This window comes from Arcobacter sp. ISO1, assembly GCF_058105185.1.
In genome coordinates, this window is the sequence record NZ_CM176573.1 from 2,342,571 (window position 1) to 2,363,852 (window position 21,282).

A 21,282-nucleotide genomic window follows, 5' to 3' on the forward strand; every position below is an offset into this window, starting at 1 on the left:
AACAAATTGTTTGAACACCTCCTACTAACCAACTAATTAAAGTCACTTAAAAAAGTGGCTTTAATCTATATCCAATACTTTTCTTTGATTCTATTATATCTTTACCAATTCTATTTCTAAGATTCCAAATATGATATCTTATTACATTTGATTTAGATTTACTATTGCAAGGGTAGCTACTTGTTTCTAATTCAAAACTTGAAACAAATTGACCTCTTCTTTTAACTAAATAATCTAATATAAAATGTGATTTTAAGTCCAATTCAATATTTTCATTATTCTTATAAACCTCTTTATTAAACAGATCATATTTGATATCTTGAGCGATTTCTATATAGTCACAATGAGAGTTATAGGCTCTTTTAATTAAGCTTTTTACCCTTAAAAGAAGTTCATCTACATCTGTATTTTTGTTCAAGTAATCATCGCATCCGATTTCAAAAGATTTTTTTACACTATCTTTTATAGAAGTTAAAACCATTTTCATTGTTGAGTCATTATATTCAGCAAGCATTTTCATAATTTCTAAACCATTTATTTTTGGTACATTTAAATCAATAATATATAAATCATAAATATCATCAAAAATTTTATTTAAAAATTGTTCACCATTTGAACAAGTATCAACAATAAAACCATCTTCTTCTAAAAAATCTTTTATTGTATCTTGATAAAGGATATCATCCTCTAAAAAAAGTATTTTTGTTCCCATTTCCCTATCTTTAAAGATAAAGCCAAAGGGATAAATAACCCCTTTTAGCTTTATATATTTTTATAAATTTATAGTATATTTTTGAATAAAATAAACATACCCCAAGCAAAGTAAACAGCCATCCAAGTAATCATTATTGTAAGAGTGTAGTTACCTAGTTTTGTAACTGCCTTGTCTTTTGAACCATCAAATACAGGTTCTTGAGATTTTCCAACTTTCCAAGCCATTGTTAAAAGATAAGCAACACCAATACCACCCATAATTAGAAATGTTAACAAGAACATTACAATTGATGGTATCTCTAAATTTACTGGATAATCATAAATATTATATCCTAAGTTATTCATAATATCAAATCTTATTAGCTCCCTAAGAGCAGAAATTAATAAAGCAACAACAACTAAAACACCAGTAGTAATATAACTATTTGAATTAGAATAAGATATAATTAATAAAGCTACTACACCTACAATAATTGATATACTTAAAGGGTGCATTAAATAACCAATAGAAATCATCCAAAGAACAAAAACTACAGCACTAATTAGTAGACCAACAACTGTAAGTTTTGTACCTAATGATGCTGTATACTCAATAAAGTCAGCTTTAAAATCATTTCTTGTACTTAAGAATCTACTGTAGTTTTGTAAAAAAATACCTACCACTGGTATAGATAAACTCACAAAGAATAATAATCTAACAAGTTTAATATTTAAAGTCCAACCGCTAGTATCTACAATACCATTTGGTGCATACATATTCATCCAGTCATTAGGCATAATTGAAGTAACTGCAAAGTTGTGCATCAACAAACCAGCAAATACTAAAATAAAGAAAGAGATAATACCTACAAGTTTTCCTCCCCCCTCTTTTGCTTTATTTGCATAATAATACCAATAATAAAGGATATAACCAATCACTAAAGTGTAGATAAAAATAAATACCCACATACCTGATAAAGTGTTAGCCACATACCAGTTTGGATCATAAATTACTTGAGTAAACAATAAAGGCGCTACCCCAAGTACAATCAATACTGAAACACTTATTTTTCCTGTTTGTATTAAATGAGGAGTTAAAATTTTCCAACTTGAATCACTTTTTTGTTTTAGTGTTCCATATAACGATAATCCCATTGATCCTAAAGCCAATAAAACAAATGCGGCATGTAAAGCCCAAGTTAATACATAAAGACCTTGAAATACAATAGGATAAAAAGGTACCCCAGCTGGGTCCCTAAGGGCTAATAAAGCAGATGCATCCATAAATCCTCCTTTAATATTTTAATGATGCAATATATTCAGCAATTGCATCATATTCATCATCTGGTAGTTTTAGTGTTGGCATATACGGCATTCCACCACTTCCTATAGCATAAAGTATAGATTTTATAGCCTCTTTATCCATACCTTTTAATCTATCTCTTAATGGTCTATAAACACCTGTAATTTCCAAAGAGTGACAGTTTGAACATGACATTTTAGTTAATAACTTTCCAACTTGAAGTTTATTTTCAGCTGTAATTGTTCTTAAATTATCTGGTATAAATGGGTTAACTTTTAGAAGTCCCTTTTCGGCTATTATTGGAAGCTCACTTTTTATACCTTTTCCTGGGACATCTCTACTAATAATTTGATTTGAATAGATATATTGACCTGCAACATATGGTTTTCTCATAGACTCTCTAAGTTTTTCCCCTGGCCAGATTCCTCCGATTAAGATTACAAATATCATTATTCCTGCCAATGGAGTATTTATAAATCTTGGTTTAACAATAGCAATTAAAAAATAAATAGAGAAAATAATTGTCAAAATAATTCTACTTTGAATAACTGAATCTTTAGTTATATTAAACACAGCATGTGCATTATCAGGTAAAGTACCCATATACCACATGAAGAAGAACATTACAAGAAATCCACCTAATAAACTTACATAACCCATTTTTTTACTAAGTTCAGCAGATAATTCTTCATTTTCTTTTTTTATAGCACTTGAAATAACTAAACCAATAACACCTGAGAGCATAATCATAAATCCAATTCTTAAGAACATATGAGGGAAAGTATTTAATCCAAAGAATGCATCACTTGCACTTCCTGTTGCATAATAAGCTGCAGTTCCAGGCCACATCATAAAACTTATAATACCAATAATTAAGGCTAAAGTACCAACTGAAGCTATAGCGAAAGTATAGGTTAATTTAAGATGAGTTTTTCTATCTATTTTATCTATAAAATAAACTAATACAAAAACACCAATTACTTCGTATACGAAAAAGACCCATTCAGTAGCCCAAACCCAAACAAAGTTATGTATGAGGGCACTAATTCCACGGGGACTTGCAGCTGTCGCTGTATACCAAATACCTGGACCTGTTATTGAACCAATAACATAAGAGAAAATCAGTAAAAACATACCATACTTTTTCATATATGGGTATAGATCAGTACGATTTTCTTTGTTAGCTTTATAAGCTAAGAATGCAAATAACATTGCAGCACCAACTGATGTATGTGACGCTAAGATATGGATTGTTCCTGTAACACCCATCATCCAAGCACTTCCATAATCAGGAAAATAAAACAACGGAAATTGTCCTATTAAATCCATAGAAACTCCTTATTTAAAATATAGATTAAATTATAAGTGTAATATGTTAATTTTTTGTTAGTTTAATATTTAATATAAATTAAAGTTATAAAAAAGTTTTTATGGAGGGGTAACTTCTTCTTATATAAGAAGAAGTTATTTATTTAGTAAGTATGAGTAGATAATACCATCAATTTCAGATAAGGCAATTTTTTCAATTTCATCATCATCTTCAATTATTGCAAGAATTTTAGAATCAAACATATAATTCTCTGCAATCTTTTGAACACTCTTAGCTAATTTTTTATCACAAATTATATATTTTGAATTTAGTGCATTACAATATATTGCTTCTTTTATACTTTTAACAATAACTGCACAATTTACATGATTTTTCCTTGTAAATAAAACTAAATTTTCATCATAATTAAAAACCAAAGTTGAGTTTGGTAAAGTATGATCAATATCTGCTATTGAATCTATAAATGAAATTGTTTCATATGGAATAAGTCTGTCTCCTATTAGTATCATATAACCACCTATTTTTTATTTATTAAGCATTCTTTTGAACAATAAAAATGTCCATTACTAAGAATTGCTTCTTTTTTAGATACAAAAGTTGAGCATGTTGGGCACTCAACCATAATATCTTCTATTTTTTCATCCTCTTTTTTTACACTTTTTTCTCTATTTTTTTTAAATAAAACAATGTAAACTAAAAAAAGAACTATAGCCACAGCCAAAAATTTTAATATCATATTATTACCTCTTTATATACAAATAGTTTCTATCTTTTCTTTTTACTATTTTTTGATTATTGATTTTTGCTTCTTCTAACTCATCATTTAACAAAGAACCTTTATAAAAAAGAAAACTACTATTCTCTTTTTTTATTGTTTTTGTAATATTCATTAAAAGTTTAGTATTTGTTACAGCTCTTGATGTTATTAAATCAACACTTACACCTTCTACTTCTTCAACTCTTTTTGCTATAACTTCAACATTTTTTAATTTTAAAGTATTTTTCACAAAATTTAAAAAAGCAACTCTTTTTAATCTTGGTTCTATTAAGCAACATTTAGCTTTTGAATTAGCCATAGCTAAAATTAAACCTGGATAACCTGCTCCTGTTCCAATATCTGCAAAACTATCAAAGCTATCAATAAATGAAAGAGGATAAATAGAATCAATAATATTCTCTTTTATACTTTCATCATCTAAGCTTCCACTTAAATTGTGAACCTTTCCCCACTGTTTTAAAAGGGAGGTAAAGGTTTCACACCTTTTTATAAACTCATCATCAAGATTAAACTCAACTAGTTGATTCTTCTCAAACATTAAAAAAGATGTCCCATTTTTTCTTTTTTTGTGTTTACATAATGTTCATTAAATTTATTTAATTTTGTAATTGCAGGGATTCTATCAACTATCTTTACACCAATAGATTCAACATAGTCAATTTTTTTAGGATTATTAGTAATTAATTTAATATTTTTTAAATCTAAATCTTTAAATATCTCTTCTACAACTGAATAATCTCTATCATCTTCTCCAAAACCTAATTCTAAATTAGCTTCTATAGTATTTCTTCCTTGATCTTGAAGTGCATATGCATTTACTTTATTTAATAAACCTATATTTCTTCCTTCTTGTCGGTGATAAATTACTAAACCACCCTCTTGGGCAATAAACTTCAAAGATAAGTCTAACTGATTTTGACAATCACATTTTAAACTTCCCAAAGTATCCCCAGTTAAACATTCTGAATGGATTCTTACATAAGGGATTTCTATTTCATTGAAGTTTTCGCTCATTATTGCTAAGTGTTCTTGATTATTTTGTTTATAAGCTCTTATTTTAAATTTTCCATATTTAGTAGGTAAATTAGCAATATTTGACTTTTCTATATTCATATCTTTTTAAACCTTAAATTGTTAAAATACCCGAGATTATAGCGAACAAAGGTAAATAAAATGTTTAAAAGATATAGAAGACTTAGAATTAATGAAACTCTAAGAAATTTAGTACAAGAAACTACATTAACAAAAAATGATTTCATATATCCATTATTTGTTAAAGAAGGAGAAAATATTAAGATAGAAGTATCATCTATGCCTGGTGTTTTTCAAATGAGTATTGATGAGATTTTAAAAGAGTGTGAATATATTAGAACAATTGGTTTAAATTCAATCATTCTTTTTGCTATTCCTGATGTAAAAGACTCTGTAGGAAGTGAATGTTTATGTGAAGAGAGTATCATTAGTAGAACAATTAAAGCAATCAAGGGAAAATTTCCAGATATGTTTATTGTAACAGATTTATGTTTTTGTGAATATACAGACCATGGACATTGTGGTATTTTAGATCCTATAACAGGGACAGTTGATAATGATAAAACATTAGAGATATCAGCACAACAAGCAATTGTTCATGCCAAAGCAGGAGCTGATATGATTGCGCCTTCAGGTATGATGGATGGTATTATTGAGTGCTTAAGAACAGCACTAGATGAAAATGGATTTAAAGATTTACCTATTATGGCTTATTCAACAAAATTTGCAAGTGCATATTATGGTCCATTTAGAGATGTTGCTGAATCAACTCCAAGTTTTGGGGATAGAAGAACTTATCAAATGAATCCAGCTAATAGACTTGAAGCTTTAGAAGAATCACTTGAAGATGAAAAACAAGGTGCAGATATCTTAATGGTTAAACCAGCATTAGCTTTTATGGATGTTATTAGAGATATTAGAAATAACTCAAATCTTCCAATTTGTGCATATAATGTAAGTGGTGAATATGCAATGTTAAAACATGCAGGTGCTGCTGGACTTATTGATTATGAAAGAGTTATGTTAGAAACATTAGTTGGATTTAAAAGAGCTGGTGCTGATTTAATTATCACTTACCATGCAAAAGAAGCTTGTGAAATATTAAGTAAATAGTATTAAGGTATAAAATAAATAATGGGTCAAACATATCAAGAAGCCATTGAAAACTCAAATGTAGTTTCAAAAACAGATATTAATGGTGTAATAACCTTTGTAAATGACGAGTTTTGTAGAATCTCTGGCTTTTCAAAAGAAGAACTTCTTGGAGCTAATCATAATATTGTTAGACATCCAGAAGTTCCAGAAGAAGATTTTAAAAAACTATGGACTACTATTTTAGATAAAAATTCATATAAAACAACAGTTAAAAATAAATGTAAAGATGGTTCAACTGTTTATCTAAATACAACAATCACACCTATTCTTGATGAAAAAGATGAGATAAAAGAGTTTATTGCTATTAGATATGATGTTACAAAAGAAGTAGAATTAAAAAAAGCTTTAGAGAAAAAAGATAAAGAATTATTAACTTTAAATAAGACTCTAGAGCAAAGGGTTAAAGAGCAAACAGCACAATTGATTGAATTAAATCAAACATTAGAACATAGAGTAAATGAAGAGATTGCCAAAAACAAAGAGAAACAAAAAATGCTTTTTTGGCAATCAAGAATGGCAAGTCTAGGGCAAATGCTTGCAAATATAGCCCATCAATGGAGGCAACCATTGACAGAACTTAGTCTTACTATGTTTAATATTAAAAGAACTGCAAAAAAAGGTGATTTAGAAAAACTTGATTTGTATTATAAAGATTCACTTGGAATTATTGAAAATATGTCACAAACAATTGATGATTTTTCTAACTTTTTTAATCCAAATAAAACAAAAGAGAAGTTCTTCTTAACAAATGCAATAAATGACTCATTGCTTATCACAAAAAAACTTGTTCAAAAAGAGAATTTAAACATTCAAACAGATTTTGAGGATATAGAAGTTTTTGGGGTATTAAATGAACTATCACAGGTGATAATTAACTTAATACAAAACTCAATTGAAGCTTTTAAAGTAAATGAAATAAAAGATAAAAAAGTAAACATCTTAATAAAAAAAGAGGAAAACTGTGCAGTCTTACAATTTAAAGATAATGCTGGTGGAGCCAAAGATAATTCACTTGATAAAATATTTGAACCTTATTTTACAACCAAACATCAAAGTAATGGAACGGGACTTGGTTTATTCATGTCAAAAATGATTATTGAAAAGAGTTTAGATGGTACAATAAGAGTTGAAAATATAGATAATGGCTTGACATTTACAATTAAAATACCTTTAGGAGATAATAATGAGTAGTGATGAATCAGTACTAAAAGAATTAAAAATATTATTTGTGGAAGATGAGGTAAACATCTCAAAACTTTTAAAGGATGCCTTAGCAGATTACTTTTATTCTTTTTCTGTTGCAAACGATGGTCTTGAAGGTCTTGAAAAGTTTAAAAATATCAATCCTGATATTGTAATAACTGATATAATGATGCCAAACCTTGATGGTTTAGAAATGACAAAAGAGATTAGAACTATAAATGAAGAGATTCCTATTATTGTTCTTAGTGCCTTTTCTGATAAAGAGAAATTATTAAAAGCCATTGATATTGGTATTACAAAATATTTTATAAAACCATTTGACCCTGAAGAGGTTTTAGAGTATTTGATTTATATAGCAAATAAGTTAAATAAAAATAGAATAGTATGTATAAATGAAGATTTTTCTTTTGATACGAATACAAATAATCTTTTTGAGAATGAAAAACTAGTAAATATCACAAAAAGGGAAAAGAAATTTATATCTTTACTTCTTGGTGATAGAAATAATATCACTTCTTCAGACAGTATTAAAACTACACTTTGGGATGAAGATGGTGTTACAGATGAAAGATTAAGAACATTTGTAAAAAGACTAAGAGCTAAAACAAATAAAGAGTTAATAAAAAATATCTCAGGACAAGGTTATATTATAAATAAATAAACTAATTTCTCCAAACGATGTTTAAATCAGTAAGAAGTTTACTTTTATCAAATAATTTTTTAGATGATTTTAAATTACTTAAATTTTCAGTCTCTAAAAAATTTTGAATGTAATAGTTTTGATGATATCCATTTTCAATCAAAACTGTTTGCATCTCATTTATATCCTCTTCATCTAACAAATCTTCATGTAAAGTTGTTCTTACTTCATATTCAATACCTGATTTTTCAAGTAATTGCAATGATTCTAAAAAATTATTGTAATAATTGGACTTTGTGATATTATAAAATTTATCTTTTGTTGATTTAAAATCAATTGCTACAAAATCTAATAGCTCTTGTTCTAAAAGTGTTTTAAGCATATTAGGATTTGAACCATTAGTATCAAGTTTTATTTTATAAGCAAGTTTTTTAATTCTTTGACATACATCATTCAAATCATGTAGTGTTGCTTCTCCACCACTTAATACCACACCATCTAATAAACCCATTCTTTTATTTAGAAAAACAAATAGGTCTTCAATTGTGTATAATCCTGATTTAGAATTAACAATATCAGGATTATAACAATATTTGCATCTCATATTGCATGAATTAAACCATACAATACAAGATAAATGGTCTTTATAATCAACCGTTGTGAACGGTGTTATATTATAAACTATCTTTTTCAATAAACTTTACTCTTTGAGAATGTTCACCTTTTTTGCCAATATTAAAACTCTCTACTGGTCTATGATACCCCATAACTCTAGTGTAAACTATACATCTTGTTCTTTTTTCTTTTAACTTCTCAGGCTCTAAGCTTTTCATTATTTAACTCCTTATCTAAAATTTCTTGGTCACAAATCGGACAATACTCATATTCACCATTAATATATCCATGCTTAGGACAAATAGAGAAAACTGGAGTAATAGTAATATATGGTAAAGTGTAGTTTGAAATTACATTCTTTATTAATTTTCTACAAGCTTCAGTTGAACTAATTCTCTCTCTCATATAAAGATGAAGAACTGTTCCACCTGTATATTTTCCTTGTAAATCATCTTGTAGATCTAAAGCTTGAAAAACATCCTCTGTATAATCAACAGGAAGTTGTGATGAGTTTGTATAGAAAATGTTTTCACCAAATCCAGCTTGTAATATATCTTGGTATCTTTTTTTATCCTCTTTTGCAAATCTGTATGTAGTACCTTCAGCTGGTGTTGCTTCAAGGTTATATAGATTTCCAGTTTGTTCTTGATAATCTGCCATTTTATTTCTCATAAAATCTAAAATTTCATTGGCAAATTCAATACCTTTATCTTTTGAAATATCAAACTCTTTTTCTGTAAAATTAATAATCATTTCATTAACACCATTTACTCCAATAGTAGAAAAATGATTATTAAATCCAGGCAAATATCTTTTTGTATAAGGGAATAAACCTCTTTCATATAAGTCATTTACAAAAACTCTTTTTTTCTCTAAAGTTGATTTAGCTAAATCCATTAACTCTTCAAGTCTAGCAAATAATGAATCTTTGTCACCTTTAAACAGATATCCAAGTCTTGCCATATTAATTGTTACAACGCCAATACTTCCTGTCATCTCAGCACTACCAAATAAGCCACCACCTCTTTTTAAAAGTTCTCTTAAATCAAGTTGTAATCTACAACACATAGATCTAACATGTCCTGGCTTATAGGCATTATCATTTGGTATTAATTTTCCATTTTCATCTTTAGTGTATTGACTTCCAATAAAGTTTTGAAAATATGAACTTCCTATTTTTGCACTATTTTCAAATAATAAATCAGTATTTTCTCCATACCAATCGAAATCTTCTGTAATATTCACAGTAGGAATTGGAAAAGTAAAAGGTTGTCCTGTTTTATCTCCTTCAGTCATAACTTCATAATATGCTTTATTTATCATATCCATTTGTTTTTGGAAATCTTTGTATGTTAATTCAGTTAAAGACTCATGTCCTTTATCTTTAGCTTTTTGTAGTAACTCTTCATCATCTAAATCTTTAAATAGGTGTACTTGGTTTCTAGTTGGAATTTGATCTTTTAAATCTCTTGGAACTGTCCAGTCAATTGTAATATTAGTAAATGGACTTTGTCCCCAACGTGCAGGAACATTTAAATTATATACAAAACTTCTAATATTCTTTTTTACATCACTATATGATAATTTATCTTTAAATATATAAGGTGCTAAATAAGTGTCAAATGATGAAAAGGCTTGAGCTCCAGCCCATTCACTTTGTAAAATTCCTAAAAAATTTGCCATTTGACCTAAGGCTTCTCTAAAATGGTTTGGTGCTCTTGACTCAACCCTACCTCTAACTCCATTAAAACCTTCATCTAATAAAACTCTTAAACTCCAACCAGCACAATACCCACTTAAACAATCTAAATCATGGATATGATAATCTGCATTTCTATGGGCATATCCTTCCTCTTTTGAGTAGATTTTATCTAACCAATAGTTTGCAATAACCTTCCCTGCACTATTGTTTATAAGCCCTGCATGAGAATATCCTGTATTTGAATTTGCTTTAATTCTCCAATCTGTTCCATTAATATATTCTTCAATTGTTTGTGTTGAATTGATATATGTAGTATCTTCATTTAATCCTAAAACTTGTTCTCTTTGTAATTTGTGCATATGTCTATAAAGCATAAATGATTTTAATACTTCAAAATATCTAGCCTTAAAAAGTTCTGATTCAATTAAATCTTGAATATCTTCAACTGCAATCACTCTTTTTTTGCTTAATTGTTCTATTACGTTTAAATAAATTATAGAATCATATGTTGTATGAACACTTTTAAATGCTTTTTTAACGGCATCTTTTATTTTATACTCTTCAAATGGCTCATAATTTCCATCTCTTTTTAAAATATTTTCTATCATTCCTATCCTTTACAATCAAAATTTTAGACCCTTTCTACTTAAAAAATAATAATATAAAAAGTCACAAAAATGTCACAGATTCGAAACTCTAGGGATAAAAATAATTTTTTTAAATTTTTATAATTATATTAAATCAGGAAAAAGCTTTAATGAGATATAATATCAATTTTACAAAAGACAAATTTATTAGGAATTTAATTTATGAATATTGATTTAATATTACAAAATATACTAAATCCACCAATTTTATTCTTTTTTTTAGGGATGCTTGCAGTATTTTTAAAATCGGAATTAACAATTCCTCAACCCCTTCCAAAACTATTTTCTCTTTATCTACTAATTGCAATAGGTTTGCATGGTGGTTACGAATTATCAAAAAGTGGTTTAAACGTATATGTTTTTAAGTCTTTGATGCTTGCAGTGCTTATGGCATCAATTGTGCCAGTTTATAGTTATTTCATATTAAGAACAAAACTTGATACTTATAATTCTGTTGCTATTGCCGCAACTTATGGTTCAATTAGTGCTGTTACTTTTATTACAGGTATTACATATTTACAAACTATTGGTGTAGATTATGGTGGGCATATGGTTGCTGCTATGACATTAATGGAGTCACCTGCTATTGTTATTGGACTTGTATTTGCAGCCTTATTTGCAAAAGGTTCTGATGAAGATAAAGATGAAAAAACAAATTGGAAAGAGATTTTAAAAGAATCTTTTTTGAACCCATCAGTTTTTTTACTTATTGGTGCTTTAATTATCGGTATTTCTACAGGAGAAAAAGGTTGGCATTCAATGGAGCCTTTATTTGGAACTTTATTTAAAGGGTTTCTGGCATTCTTCCTACTAGATATGGGATTAGTTGCAGCAAGAAAGATTTATGAACTTAAAAAAGTTGGTATGTTCTTAATCATATTTGCTTTATTAATGCCAATTATAAATGCAAGTGTTTCTATAGCACTTGGATATTATTTCTCTTTATCAAAAGGTGATGCTTTTTTACTAGCATTATTAAGTGGTAGTGCTTCTTATATTGCAGTTCCAGCTGCTATGAGACTATCAGTACCTCAAGCAAATCCAGGTATATATTTACCATTAAGTTTAGCTATAACTTTTCCATTTAATATATCACTTGGTATTCCGTTGTATTACTATTTTATAAACTTAATTTGGGGGTAAGGATTTATGAGGGAGATGAAAAAGGTTGAAATAATAATTGAATCAGTTTATGTAAATAGATTGATTGATTTATTTAAAAGTAATGATATTAATGGTTATACAATAATCAAAGATATTCAAGGTGCAGGTGGTCATGGACTTAAAACTGCTGATGATATAACTGATGTATTTAGTAATAATTATGTTTTTACAGTATGTGAAGAATCAAAGTATTTAAATATTGAAGATTCTATTAGTAAATTTATAAAAAGATATGGTGGTAAATGCATTGTAAGTGACGTGATGTTACTAATTTAAAAAATAAAGAAGAGATATATGAACAAAGATTTTAATTATTCAAATTTAAAAGTTGGTATTATTGGTGGTGGACAGTTGGGTAAAATCATGTCTCAAAAAGCTAAAAAAATGGGCTTTCATGTAACTATTTTAGACCCAACATTTAACTGCCCTGCTGCTCAAGTTTCAGACAAACATATTATTGGTGGATTTTATGATAAAGAAAAACTTGAACAATTAGTTCAAGAAAATGATGTTACAACCTTTGAGCTAGAACACGTTGATATGAGTATTTTAAAAGAATTATATAATCATGGACATAAAATTCATCCATCACCGTATGTTATGGAATTAATACAAAATAAATATGAACAGAAGAAACTTCTTGATGAAAAAGGTATTCCTGTTCCTATGTATAAAGATGTTAGAGATGATCAAGATTTAGCCTCGTTTGGTTTTCCTGTTATTCAAAAAGCTAAACTTGGTGGATATGATGGAAAAGGTGTTCAATTGCTTAAATCTCAAGAAGAGGTTAACACTGTAGCAATCAAAGATGAATCGTTTATTGAGGAGTTAGTTAACATTGATAAAGAGCTAGCAATTATTGTTGCTAGAAATTTTGAAGGTGAGATTAAATGTTATCCTGTTGTTGAAATGCTATTTGATGAAAGGGTTAATATTTGTGATAGTGTATTAGCTCCTGCTAGAATCCCATTTGAAATTGAACAAAAAGCTATTGAGATATCAAGAAAATCTATTGAAGCATTAAATGGAATTGGGATTTTTGGGGTTGAACTATTTTTAACAAAAGATGGAAAGATTTTAGTTAATGAAATAGCACCTAGACCTCATAACTCTGGACACTATACTGTTGAAGCTTGTGCAACTTCACAGTTTGAGCAAATTATTAGAGCAGTTACAAATTTACCTTTAGGTTCTACAAAACTAATTTCTCCAGCAGTTATGATAAATCTTTTAGGGGAAGAACACTATGAAGGTGAACCTTTTATCCATGGAATTCATGATGCTTTAGAAATTCCAGAATTATCATTTCACTTTTATGGAAAATCTTATACAAAACCATTTAGAAAAATGGGGCACGTTACAGTTTTAGATGACGATATAAACAAAGCATTAGAAAAAGCTATGAAAGCTAAAGAGATTTTAAAAATTAAAGGAAGTAAGAAATATGTCTAAACCATTAGTTGGAATTATTATGGGAAGTGACTCAGACTTGCCAGTCATGAGTGCAGCAGTACAAATGTGTGAAGAGTTTGATATTGAATATGAAGTAAGTATTGTATCAGCTCACAGAACTCCTGATAGATTAGTTGAGTATTCTACAAGTGCTGTAGAAAGAGGATTAAAAGTTATTATCGCAGGAGCAGGAGGTGCAGCTCACCTACCAGGTATGGTTGCAGCTTTAACACCACTTCCTGTTATAGGAGTTCCTGTAAGAGGTTCAAACCTAGAAGGTATGGATTCATTATTATCAATTGTTCAAATGCCAGGAGGAGTTCCTGTTGCAACTGTAGCAATTAATGGAGCAAAAAATGCTGGGATTCTAGCATCTCAAATTATAGGTTCTAATGATTCAAATGTTAGAGAAAAAATCTCTAAATACAAAGAGGAAATGAACAAAGAAGTTATGAATAAAGTTGAAAAACTTGATTCTTTAAAATACAAAGAGTATTTAGCACAAATGCCTAAAAAAAAGTAAATAACCGTTAAGTTATAAGTAAACAGATTTAATATATAATGGTCGTTTTTACAAAAGAAGGATACTTAAATGAGACATTTTTTAACACTTAGAGATTATACTAAAGAAGAAATATTAGAGATTTTAGAGCTAGCTGCAAAGATTAAAAAAGAAACTAAAAATAAAGATTTTAAAGACTACATGCCAAGAAATACTCTTGGGATGATTTTTGAAAAAAGTAGTACTAGAACTAGAGTAAGTTTTGAAGTTGGTATTTATCAATTAGGTGGAGTTGGTCTATTTTTATCTTCAAATGATATTCAACTAGGTCGAGGTGAACCTATGAGTGATACTTCAAGAGTTGTATCAAGCATGGTTGATATGGTAATGATTAGAACCTTTGCACAATCAAAAATTGAAGAGTTTGCAAAATTCTCTAAAGTGCCTGTAATCAATGGACTTACAGATGAATATCACCCTGTACAATTAATGGCTGATTATTTAACTATTCAAGAAGCCGGTTTAGACAAAGATTTAGTTGTCTCTTATGTTGGTGATGGAAATAATCTTGCTCATTCTTGGCTAATGTTAGCTTCAAAATTAGGTTTTGAATTAAGAATTGCTACACCAAAAGGTTATGAAGTAAATCAAAATATTTTAGATGATGCATTAAACTTTGCAAAAGAATCTGGTGCAAAAATCATTATTAGTAATGATCCTAAAGAAGCTTGTAAAGATGCTACTGTTATCACAACTGACACTTGGGTATCAATGGGTCAAGAAGATGAAAAAGAAAAAAGAATAAAAGATTTTGAAGGATATATTGTAGATAAAGAGATGATGAAATTAGGTGCATCAAATGCAATATTTTTACATTGTCTTCCTGCATATAGAGGATATGAAGTATCTGAAGATGTTATAGAAGGTGTCGAAAGCTTAGTTTTTGAAGAGGCTGAAAATAGATTACATGCACAAAAAGGTGTTATGGTTTGGTTAAGTAGACAAATAAACAAATAAATATAAGAAGTAGATATGATAGATTTTAAAAAATTTGAAAAATATTCAAAACCTGGTCCAAGATATACGTCTTATCCAACTGCACCAGAATTCACTGAAGAGTTTTCAAAAAAAGATTTAATAGAATATTACAGCAAACAAAGTGATGATAGAGATTTATCTTTATATATACATCTACCGTTTTGTAGAAGCGCCTGTTATTTTTGTGGGTGTAATGTAATATTTACCTCAAAAGAGGATAAAAAAGTTAGATATTTAGAGTACTTACAAAAAGAGCTGAATATTTTAAAAAACCATTTAAATACAAATAGAAAAGTTACTCAAATGCATTTTGGTGGTGGTACTCCAACATATTTTTCTCCAGAGCAATTAAATGATGTAATTAATATGCTTAAAGAAACTTTTCCAAATTTTAGTGATGATGCTGAAATCTCATGTGAAGTTGACCCAAGATATTTTACAAAAGAGCATATGGACGTACTAAAAGAAGGTGGATTTAATAGACTTTCATTTGGTGTTCAAGACTTAAATGAACAAGTACAAAAAACAATTCATAGAATCCAACCATATGAAACAACTCAAAATGTTATGAATATAGCTAGAGAAGCAGGTATTAAGTCAATAAATATTGATTTAATTTATGGTCTTCCACATCAAAATAGAAAAACATTTAATGAAACTGTAAAAGAGATTATAAAACTTAATCCAGATAGATTAGCTGTATTTAATTATGCCCATGTTCCATGGCTTATGAAAACTATGAGAAAATTTGATGAAACGACTTTTGCTCCACCATCAGAAAAACTTGAAATACTAAAAGATACTATTGATTTTTTTACAACTAATGGATATAAAATGGTTGGGATGGACCATTTTGCAAAACCTGAAGATGAACTATTTAAAGCAATTGAAAAAGGTCAGCTTCATAGAAACTTCCAGGGTTATACAACTAAAGGTGGAGCTGATTTAATAGGTATTGGTGTTACCTCCATAGGAAATGGAGTTGACTACTATGCACAAAACTATAAAGATTTAAAACAATATGAAACAGCCATTGATAATGATGAGCTTCCTATTTTTAAAGGTTATAGATTAAGTGAAGATGATATATTAAGACAATTTGTTATCATGGAGTTAATGAGTAATTTCTCTTTAAATATAAAAAGAGTTGAAGAAAAATTTAATATAGATTTTAATGAATATTTTAAAAATGATTTACCATTACTTGATGAGTTTGTAGAAGCTGAATTAGTATCAATCAATGATGAAAAAATAACAGTTTCTCCTACAGGAACAATGTTAATTAGAAATATTTGTATGCCTTTTGATGCATACTTAAAAAGAGTTCCTGAAAATAAAAGAAGGTTTAGTAAAACAATATAATGAGTGATTTACAAAAATTTGATTATACACAAGTAAGTGATGACTGTATAAAATGTGGAAAATGTAAGCCTGTATGTACAATTTTTAATATTAATCAAGATGAAACAACAAGTCCGAGGGGTTTTATTGATTTATTAGGTGCATATAAAAGAGATGAATTAGAACTTGATAGAAATGCTAAAGATATCTTTGAATCGTGTTTCTTATGTACTAACTGTGTTGATGTATGTCCAAATGATTTACCTACTGATATGATAATTGAGCAAGTAAGATATGATATTGGTAAAAAATATGGAATAGCTTGGTATAAAAGAGCGTTCTTTTGGTTATTAAGACATAGAAAAACTATGGATTTACTTGCAACTTTAGGTTGGGTGTTTCAATCATGTGCCATAAAAAAAGACACTGAAAAGAAAACTTCATTTTTAAGATTTTCAGTTCCATTAATAAAAAAAGAGAGAGCTTTAACTTACGCAGATAGAAAAAGCTTTTTAAATAAATACCCTGAAAATATTAAGGTTACAAAAGATACAAACAAAGAAGAAAAGAAACAAAGAGTTGCTATTTTTATTGGTTGTATGAGTAACTATGCCTATACACAAACAGGTGATGGTTTAGTTAAAATTCTTAAAAAAGTTGGGGTCGATATTTTTATACCTAAAAAACAATTGTGTTGTGGAGCGCCAGCTTATTTTACTGGTGATTTTGATACTGTAGATTATTTAATAAAACATAATATTGAATATTTTGAGCAATGGTTAGATGAAGTTGATGCTATTGTTATTCCTGAAGCTACCTGTAGTGCCATGATTAATCAAGATTGGGAACACTTTTTACATGATCAACCCCAATGGAAAGAAAGAGCTGCTAAAATCTCTAAAAAAGTTTTTATGGCAACAAAATGGCTTGAAGATAATACAAATTTAAAACAATTACTTGCTCAATCAAGTAAAAAATTTGATACAACTGTAACTTACCATGATGCATGTCATGCTAGAAAAGTACAAGGTGTTTGGCAAGAACCAAGAGATTTATTAAGCCAAAATTATGTAATGACTGAAATGAGTGATCCTAACAGATGTTGTGGTTTTGGTGGAGTTACTATGCAATCTGAAAAATATGACTTGGCACGAGCAGCAGGTTTACCAAAAGCTGCAATGATTAAAGAAACAAAAGCAGAGATTGTAAGTGCTGAATGTAGTGCCTGTAGAATTCAAGTATCTAACTCACTTCATGTATCTAATGTAGATGTTACATTTAAAAATCCAATTGAACTTATTGCAGACGCACTAGAAGACTAAATGGAATATTGGCAGAATATTTACTCTAACTTTGACCCAGTAGCTTTTAAACTAGGGTCAATTGCAGTACACTGGTATGGGATTATGTATGCCCTTGCCCTACTTTCTGCCATATTTGTTGGAAAATGGCTAATAAAAAAAGATAAACTTCCAATCTCAAATGAACTTTTTGACTCATATATTTGGTGGGCAGAAATTGGTGTTATTCTAGGTGCTAGACTTGGTTACATAATATTCTATGATCCCCAAGCTATGTACTACTTAAGCCACCCTTGGCAAATATTTAATCCTTTTTTAAATGGTGAATTTGTTGGAATCTCAGGGATGAGTTACCATGGGGCTTTTATTGGGTTTTTAATAGCTTCATTATTATTTTGTAGAAAACATAAAGTTTCTTTTTGGTTTTTAGCTGATATTGCTGTTATAGGTATTAGTGCAGGATATGTTCTTGGAAGAATTGGAAACTTTGTCAATAAAGAGATTGTAGGTAGAGTAACTGATGTTCCATGGGGAATTTATGTTGATGGCGTTTTAAGACACCCTTCTCAGCTGTATGAAGGTTTTCTTGAAGGTATTGTAGTATTTATTATACTTTATATTTATAGAAAAAGAAAAAAATTTGATGGACAACTAGCCATTATGTATGGGATTTTATATTCAATAGCAAGAATAGTTGCTGAATTTTTTAGACAACCTGATATTCAACTTGGATTTTTATATGATGGTTGGCTAACAATGGGGATGTTAATATCTGGGATTTTTGCTATTTTAAGTGTTATAGTTCTTTTTATAATAAACAAAAAGAAGAAAACTATTTAAGACGACCTAGTTTTCCAAATTTATCTTCATAGGCATTTATTACATCTTCTAGATTTTTTATTTTTTCTCTATATTCATCAATATAGCCTTGAAAAGTTTTTATTCCCTCTTGAGCTTTTTCGTATTTATCATTAATTATGTCACTTCTTTTTTTGATTTTTTGATAATTTTCAACTGCAAATACAGATGTTTTATGAAGTTTTTCAATTCTTCCTTGATAACCTTTTTGTAAGTCATCATTTTTGTCAAGAGAATCTTTTAATTTTTTTTCTAAAGATATAATTCTACCTTTACTGTCTGAATTCTTTACTCTTAAATTCTTTATCTGTTCATTTAACTCATGAACAAATTTAGCCATTTTTTCATCATTTTGCATTTTTGCAAAATGTACTGCATCATCAAACTCTTCTTTTAATTGTTTTTCATGTTTAATCTGATTAGATTTTTGCTTCATTATAAACTTTTTAAGTTTATGTTTTTCTTCCTCATCTTCAGTAACAACAAATCTACTTGCCATATACTTTTCAATATTTCCATCTTCGTCTAAAACAGGAAATACTGTTGCTTTAACATAATAAGGTGAACCGTCTTTTGCTAGGTTTTTGATTTTACCTTTCCATATATCACCATTTTGAATAGTTTCCCACATTTGTTCATATACTTTTGGTGAAACATCAGGATGTCTAACTATATTGTGATTTGCACCTATTAATTCCTCTTTAGTATAACCAGAAACTTTACAAAAAATATCATTTGCATATGTAATATAACCTTTTAAATCTGTTTCACTAACTAAATTTTCTCTATCAAGAATTTCTTTATAAATCTGTAATTCATTTTGTTGTTTTAAAACAAGTTTTTGATTAAATCTATTTGTTAAAATCTTATTTAAAATTTTTAAAGTTGAGTTTAACTGCATTGGTTTTACAATATAATCAGCTACATTTAGTTTTATTGCTTTTGTTAATATATTCACATCATTAAAAGCAGTAATTATTAAAATTGGTATTTCATAATCTGTTTTTCTAACTTCACTCATAAACTCCAAACCATTAACATTTGGCATGTTTATATCTGTTAAAATTATATCAATTTCATTTTTATGATTATTATAAAGATTGAGTCCCTCTTGTCCATCTTTTCCAAAATAAACTTTGCCAAATATCTTTTCAAAAATCGAAAAAGTTTCTTGGCCTATGGTTTCATCATCTTCTAAATATAAAAGTGTAGATCGTTTAAGTATAGAATCTTCAGCAGAAAAATTAGTATTAGTTTGATTCGACGTAGCCATATTCTACTGCTAATTCATCAATTTTCTTTTGCAGTAAATCAATTCTCCAACCATGTCTATTTGCAAAATTCTCAATTTCCGCTTCTCTTTCTTCTTGTGTACTAAAAACAAAAATTCTTTTTAGAAATGGTTTTGGAACTTGAATTGCAATTAGTTGAAAATAGTTTTCTTTACAACCTCTAGAACAGAAGGCTTTACTCATAGCGATCTTCTTTCCACAGTATGGGCAATGTGACATTAGTTATTTCCCCTTTTTTGGTATTAATTTGTAAAATTTAGCATTAGTAATGTCTTGGAGAAACTTTGGATCAACATCATGAAGAGCAATTATTTCAATCTCTTCATCACCCTTCATCCAGCCTCTTCCTGTATCAGTAATCTCTTGATTTTCAAACATATCAATCAATTCTTCTTTAGATACTATTATCTCTTCCATGCTAATCTTTACATATTATAGTAAAAAAAGATGAAGTGAAAATTAAACTTCATCAATTACATAACCTTTATTAGAGTGATTTCTAACAATCTCATAATAGGTTTTTTGTCTAATTTTATTTACAATATTTCTCATAGTATAAATTGACATGTTTTTCCCTTTCCAAACTACATTCTTAATTGTATCATAATCAACAATTTCACCTTTTTTAGCAATTAGTAGTTTTAGGAAACCTTTTTCAAGTCTAGTGAAATCAATAAGTGCTCCACCAGCTTTATAAAATTGATCTCTATATTCGTCAAAATAGATTCCATTCTGGAATTCAATTTTGTCACCTCTTTTAGTTTGATTTAAACACATAATTACAGCTAGTTTTACACCTTTTGGTCTTAAAGGTTTAGTTAAAAACGTATATGCACTATTATTTATTGCTGTAACAATATCTTCATTGTTATCATCACCTGAAATAACTATTTTAGGTAAATTTGGTGCTGCAGCACTAATATTAGAACATACTCCTTCAAAATCTTTTCCTGCTGTATCAGTATCAATAATAACCATATCATAACTATTTTCATTAATTAATGAAATCGCTTCGTCATAACTTTTAACTAAAGTTAATTCTTTAAAATACTCATCAAATTCATTTTCAATTGTCGTTTTTACATTATCATCATTACTAAGGAATAGTAATTTTGCATTGTAAAGTTTTCTTATGTTTTTTAAGGTCTTTATCATAATGCCCTCTCTCATAATAATTTTTAAAATTCTATCAGAAATAAATATAAATGTCAAAAAAAAATTATTAAAAAATAAAAA

25 protein-coding genes are annotated in these 21,282 nt (G+C 28.4%); 11 read left to right on the forward strand and 14 right to left on the reverse strand.

Features of this window, described 5'->3' with window-relative positions; all coding sequences use genetic code 11:
* Positions 1 to 46: 46 nt before the first annotated feature.
* From AC2TY9_RS11680 to ribA, 7 genes are all read right to left on the reverse strand, one after another.
* A complete protein-coding gene (locus tag AC2TY9_RS11680; protein WP_489777668.1) occupies positions 47 to 712 on the reverse strand; it encodes a response regulator transcription factor in 666 nt (221 codons plus the stop codon).
* A gap of 68 nt (positions 713 to 780) precedes the next feature.
* On the reverse strand, positions 781 to 1,977 hold the full coding sequence (locus tag AC2TY9_RS11685; RefSeq protein ID WP_489777669.1) for a hypothetical protein: 1,197 nt from the start codon (positions 1,975 to 1,977) through the stop codon (positions 781 to 783).
* Between the two features lie 10 nt (positions 1,978 to 1,987).
* The gene (locus AC2TY9_RS11690; RefSeq protein WP_489777670.1) at positions 1,988 to 3,325 is read right to left on the reverse strand and encodes a c-type cytochrome; all 1,338 of its coding nucleotides are present in this window, start codon (positions 3,323 to 3,325) and stop codon (positions 1,988 to 1,990) included.
* A gap of 135 nt (positions 3,326 to 3,460) precedes the next feature.
* Positions 3,461 to 3,835 carry a hypothetical protein gene (locus AC2TY9_RS11695; RefSeq protein WP_489777672.1) on the reverse strand — a complete coding sequence of 125 codons (375 nt, stop codon included), beginning with the start codon at positions 3,833 to 3,835 and terminating at the stop codon, positions 3,461 to 3,463.
* 8 nt (positions 3,836 to 3,843) lie between these two features.
* Positions 3,844 to 4,062, reverse strand: coding sequence for a PP0621 family protein (locus tag AC2TY9_RS11700; RefSeq protein ID WP_489777673.1), 219 nt, complete (start codon positions 4,060 to 4,062; stop codon positions 3,844 to 3,846).
* A 4-nt stretch (positions 4,063 to 4,066) separates the two neighbouring features.
* The gene (gene rsmG, locus AC2TY9_RS11705; RefSeq protein WP_489777674.1) at positions 4,067 to 4,642 is read right to left on the reverse strand and encodes a 16S rRNA (guanine(527)-N(7))-methyltransferase RsmG; all 576 of its coding nucleotides are present in this window, start codon (positions 4,640 to 4,642) and stop codon (positions 4,067 to 4,069) included.
* Positions 4,642 to 5,217: a GTP cyclohydrolase II gene (ribA, locus tag AC2TY9_RS11710; protein WP_489777675.1), complete on the reverse strand. Its 576-nt coding sequence runs from the start codon at positions 5,215 to 5,217 to the stop codon at positions 4,642 to 4,644. Before ribA ends, rsmG begins: the two co-directional genes overlap by 1 nt.
* Positions 5,218 to 5,277: 60 nt before the next feature.
* Here ribA and hemB point away from each other — a divergent pair, with 60 nt between their 5' ends.
* Genes hemB through AC2TY9_RS11725 form a run of 3 tightly spaced genes read left to right on the forward strand, consistent with a single transcriptional unit; the run spans position 5,278 to position 8,155 of the window.
* Complete coding sequence (gene hemB / locus AC2TY9_RS11715; protein WP_489777676.1) at positions 5,278 to 6,249, forward strand: porphobilinogen synthase; 972 nt, start codon at positions 5,278 to 5,280, stop codon at positions 6,247 to 6,249.
* Positions 6,250 to 6,270: 21 nt separating this feature from the next.
* Complete coding sequence (locus AC2TY9_RS11720; protein WP_489777677.1) at positions 6,271 to 7,482, forward strand: PAS domain-containing sensor histidine kinase; 1,212 nt, start codon at positions 6,271 to 6,273, stop codon at positions 7,480 to 7,482.
* The gene (locus AC2TY9_RS11725; RefSeq protein ID WP_489777678.1) at positions 7,475 to 8,155 is read left to right on the forward strand and encodes a response regulator transcription factor; all 681 of its coding nucleotides are present in this window, start codon (positions 7,475 to 7,477) and stop codon (positions 8,153 to 8,155) included. The genes AC2TY9_RS11720 and AC2TY9_RS11725 overlap by 8 nt, the downstream gene beginning before the upstream one ends.
* A gap of 1 nt (position 8,156) precedes the next feature.
* Here AC2TY9_RS11725 and AC2TY9_RS11730 read toward each other — a convergent pair whose 3' ends face one another.
* The 3 genes from AC2TY9_RS11730 to AC2TY9_RS11740 are packed head-to-tail and all read right to left on the reverse strand — an operon-like array spanning position 8,157 to position 11,059.
* Positions 8,157 to 8,828, reverse strand: coding sequence for an anaerobic ribonucleoside-triphosphate reductase activating protein (locus AC2TY9_RS11730; RefSeq protein ID WP_489777679.1), 672 nt, complete (start codon positions 8,826 to 8,828; stop codon positions 8,157 to 8,159).
* Entirely contained in the window at positions 8,809 to 8,967 is a 159-nt protein-coding gene (nrdD, locus tag AC2TY9_RS11735) for an anaerobic ribonucleoside-triphosphate reductase (protein ID WP_489777680.1), read from the reverse strand. Before nrdD ends, AC2TY9_RS11730 begins: the two co-directional genes overlap by 20 nt.
* A complete protein-coding gene (locus AC2TY9_RS11740; protein WP_489777681.1) occupies positions 8,948 to 11,059 on the reverse strand; it encodes a ribonucleoside triphosphate reductase in 2,112 nt (703 codons plus the stop codon). The genes nrdD and AC2TY9_RS11740 overlap by 20 nt, the downstream gene beginning before the upstream one ends.
* Before the next feature lie 201 nt (positions 11,060 to 11,260).
* On the opposite strand from AC2TY9_RS11740, the gene AC2TY9_RS11745 reads away from it, so the two are divergent.
* The 8 genes from AC2TY9_RS11745 to lgt all read left to right on the forward strand — a co-directional run bounded on the left by AC2TY9_RS11745 (position 11,261) and on the right by lgt (position 18,736).
* The gene (locus AC2TY9_RS11745; RefSeq protein WP_489777682.1) at positions 11,261 to 12,241 is read left to right on the forward strand and encodes a sodium-dependent bicarbonate transport family permease; all 981 of its coding nucleotides are present in this window, start codon (positions 11,261 to 11,263) and stop codon (positions 12,239 to 12,241) included.
* A 15-nt stretch (positions 12,242 to 12,256) separates the two neighbouring features.
* Entirely contained in the window at positions 12,257 to 12,538 is a 282-nt protein-coding gene (locus AC2TY9_RS11750; RefSeq protein WP_489777683.1) for a P-II family nitrogen regulator, read from the forward strand.
* An 18-nt stretch (positions 12,539 to 12,556) separates the two neighbouring features.
* Complete coding sequence (locus AC2TY9_RS11755) at positions 12,557 to 13,714, forward strand: 5-(carboxyamino)imidazole ribonucleotide synthase (protein WP_489777684.1); 1,158 nt, start codon at positions 12,557 to 12,559, stop codon at positions 13,712 to 13,714.
* A complete protein-coding gene (gene purE / locus AC2TY9_RS11760; RefSeq protein ID WP_489777686.1) occupies positions 13,707 to 14,237 on the forward strand; it encodes a 5-(carboxyamino)imidazole ribonucleotide mutase in 531 nt (176 codons plus the stop codon). The genes AC2TY9_RS11755 and purE overlap by 8 nt, the downstream gene beginning before the upstream one ends.
* 69 nt (positions 14,238 to 14,306) lie before the next feature.
* Positions 14,307 to 15,233 (forward strand): ornithine carbamoyltransferase, encoded by a 927-nt coding sequence (gene argF, locus AC2TY9_RS11765; RefSeq protein ID WP_489777687.1) that lies wholly within the window; start codon positions 14,307 to 14,309, stop codon positions 15,231 to 15,233.
* 15 nt (positions 15,234 to 15,248) lie between these two features.
* On the forward strand, positions 15,249 to 16,616 hold the full coding sequence (hemN, locus tag AC2TY9_RS11770) for an oxygen-independent coproporphyrinogen III oxidase (protein WP_489777688.1): 1,368 nt from the start codon (positions 15,249 to 15,251) through the stop codon (positions 16,614 to 16,616).
* On the forward strand, positions 16,616 to 17,917 hold the full coding sequence (locus AC2TY9_RS11775) for a (Fe-S)-binding protein (protein ID WP_489777689.1): 1,302 nt from the start codon (positions 16,616 to 16,618) through the stop codon (positions 17,915 to 17,917). Before hemN ends, AC2TY9_RS11775 begins: the two co-directional genes overlap by 1 nt.
* A complete protein-coding gene (gene lgt / locus AC2TY9_RS11780; protein ID WP_489777690.1) occupies positions 17,918 to 18,736 on the forward strand; it encodes a prolipoprotein diacylglyceryl transferase in 819 nt (272 codons plus the stop codon).
* On the opposite strand, the gene AC2TY9_RS11785 is transcribed toward lgt, so the two are convergent.
* From AC2TY9_RS11785 to AC2TY9_RS11800, 4 genes are read right to left on the reverse strand one after another with little or no spacing between them, the layout of a single operon-like run.
* Positions 18,729 to 20,027 (reverse strand): response regulator, encoded by a 1,299-nt coding sequence (locus AC2TY9_RS11785; RefSeq protein ID WP_489777691.1) that lies wholly within the window; start codon positions 20,025 to 20,027, stop codon positions 18,729 to 18,731. The genes lgt and AC2TY9_RS11785 overlap by 8 nt on opposite strands.
* A complete protein-coding gene (locus AC2TY9_RS11790; protein ID WP_489777692.1) occupies positions 20,005 to 20,229 on the reverse strand; it encodes a hypothetical protein in 225 nt (74 codons plus the stop codon). The genes AC2TY9_RS11785 and AC2TY9_RS11790 overlap by 23 nt, the downstream gene beginning before the upstream one ends.
* A 39-nt stretch (positions 20,230 to 20,268) precedes the next feature.
* Positions 20,269 to 20,463, reverse strand: a complete 195-nt coding sequence (locus AC2TY9_RS11795) for a hypothetical protein (RefSeq protein WP_489777693.1) — start codon at positions 20,461 to 20,463, stop codon at positions 20,269 to 20,271.
* Between the two features lie 42 nt (positions 20,464 to 20,505).
* Positions 20,506 to 21,201, reverse strand: coding sequence for a response regulator transcription factor (locus AC2TY9_RS11800; RefSeq protein ID WP_489777694.1), 696 nt, complete (start codon positions 21,199 to 21,201; stop codon positions 20,506 to 20,508).
* Positions 21,202 to 21,282: the final 81 nt, after the last annotated feature.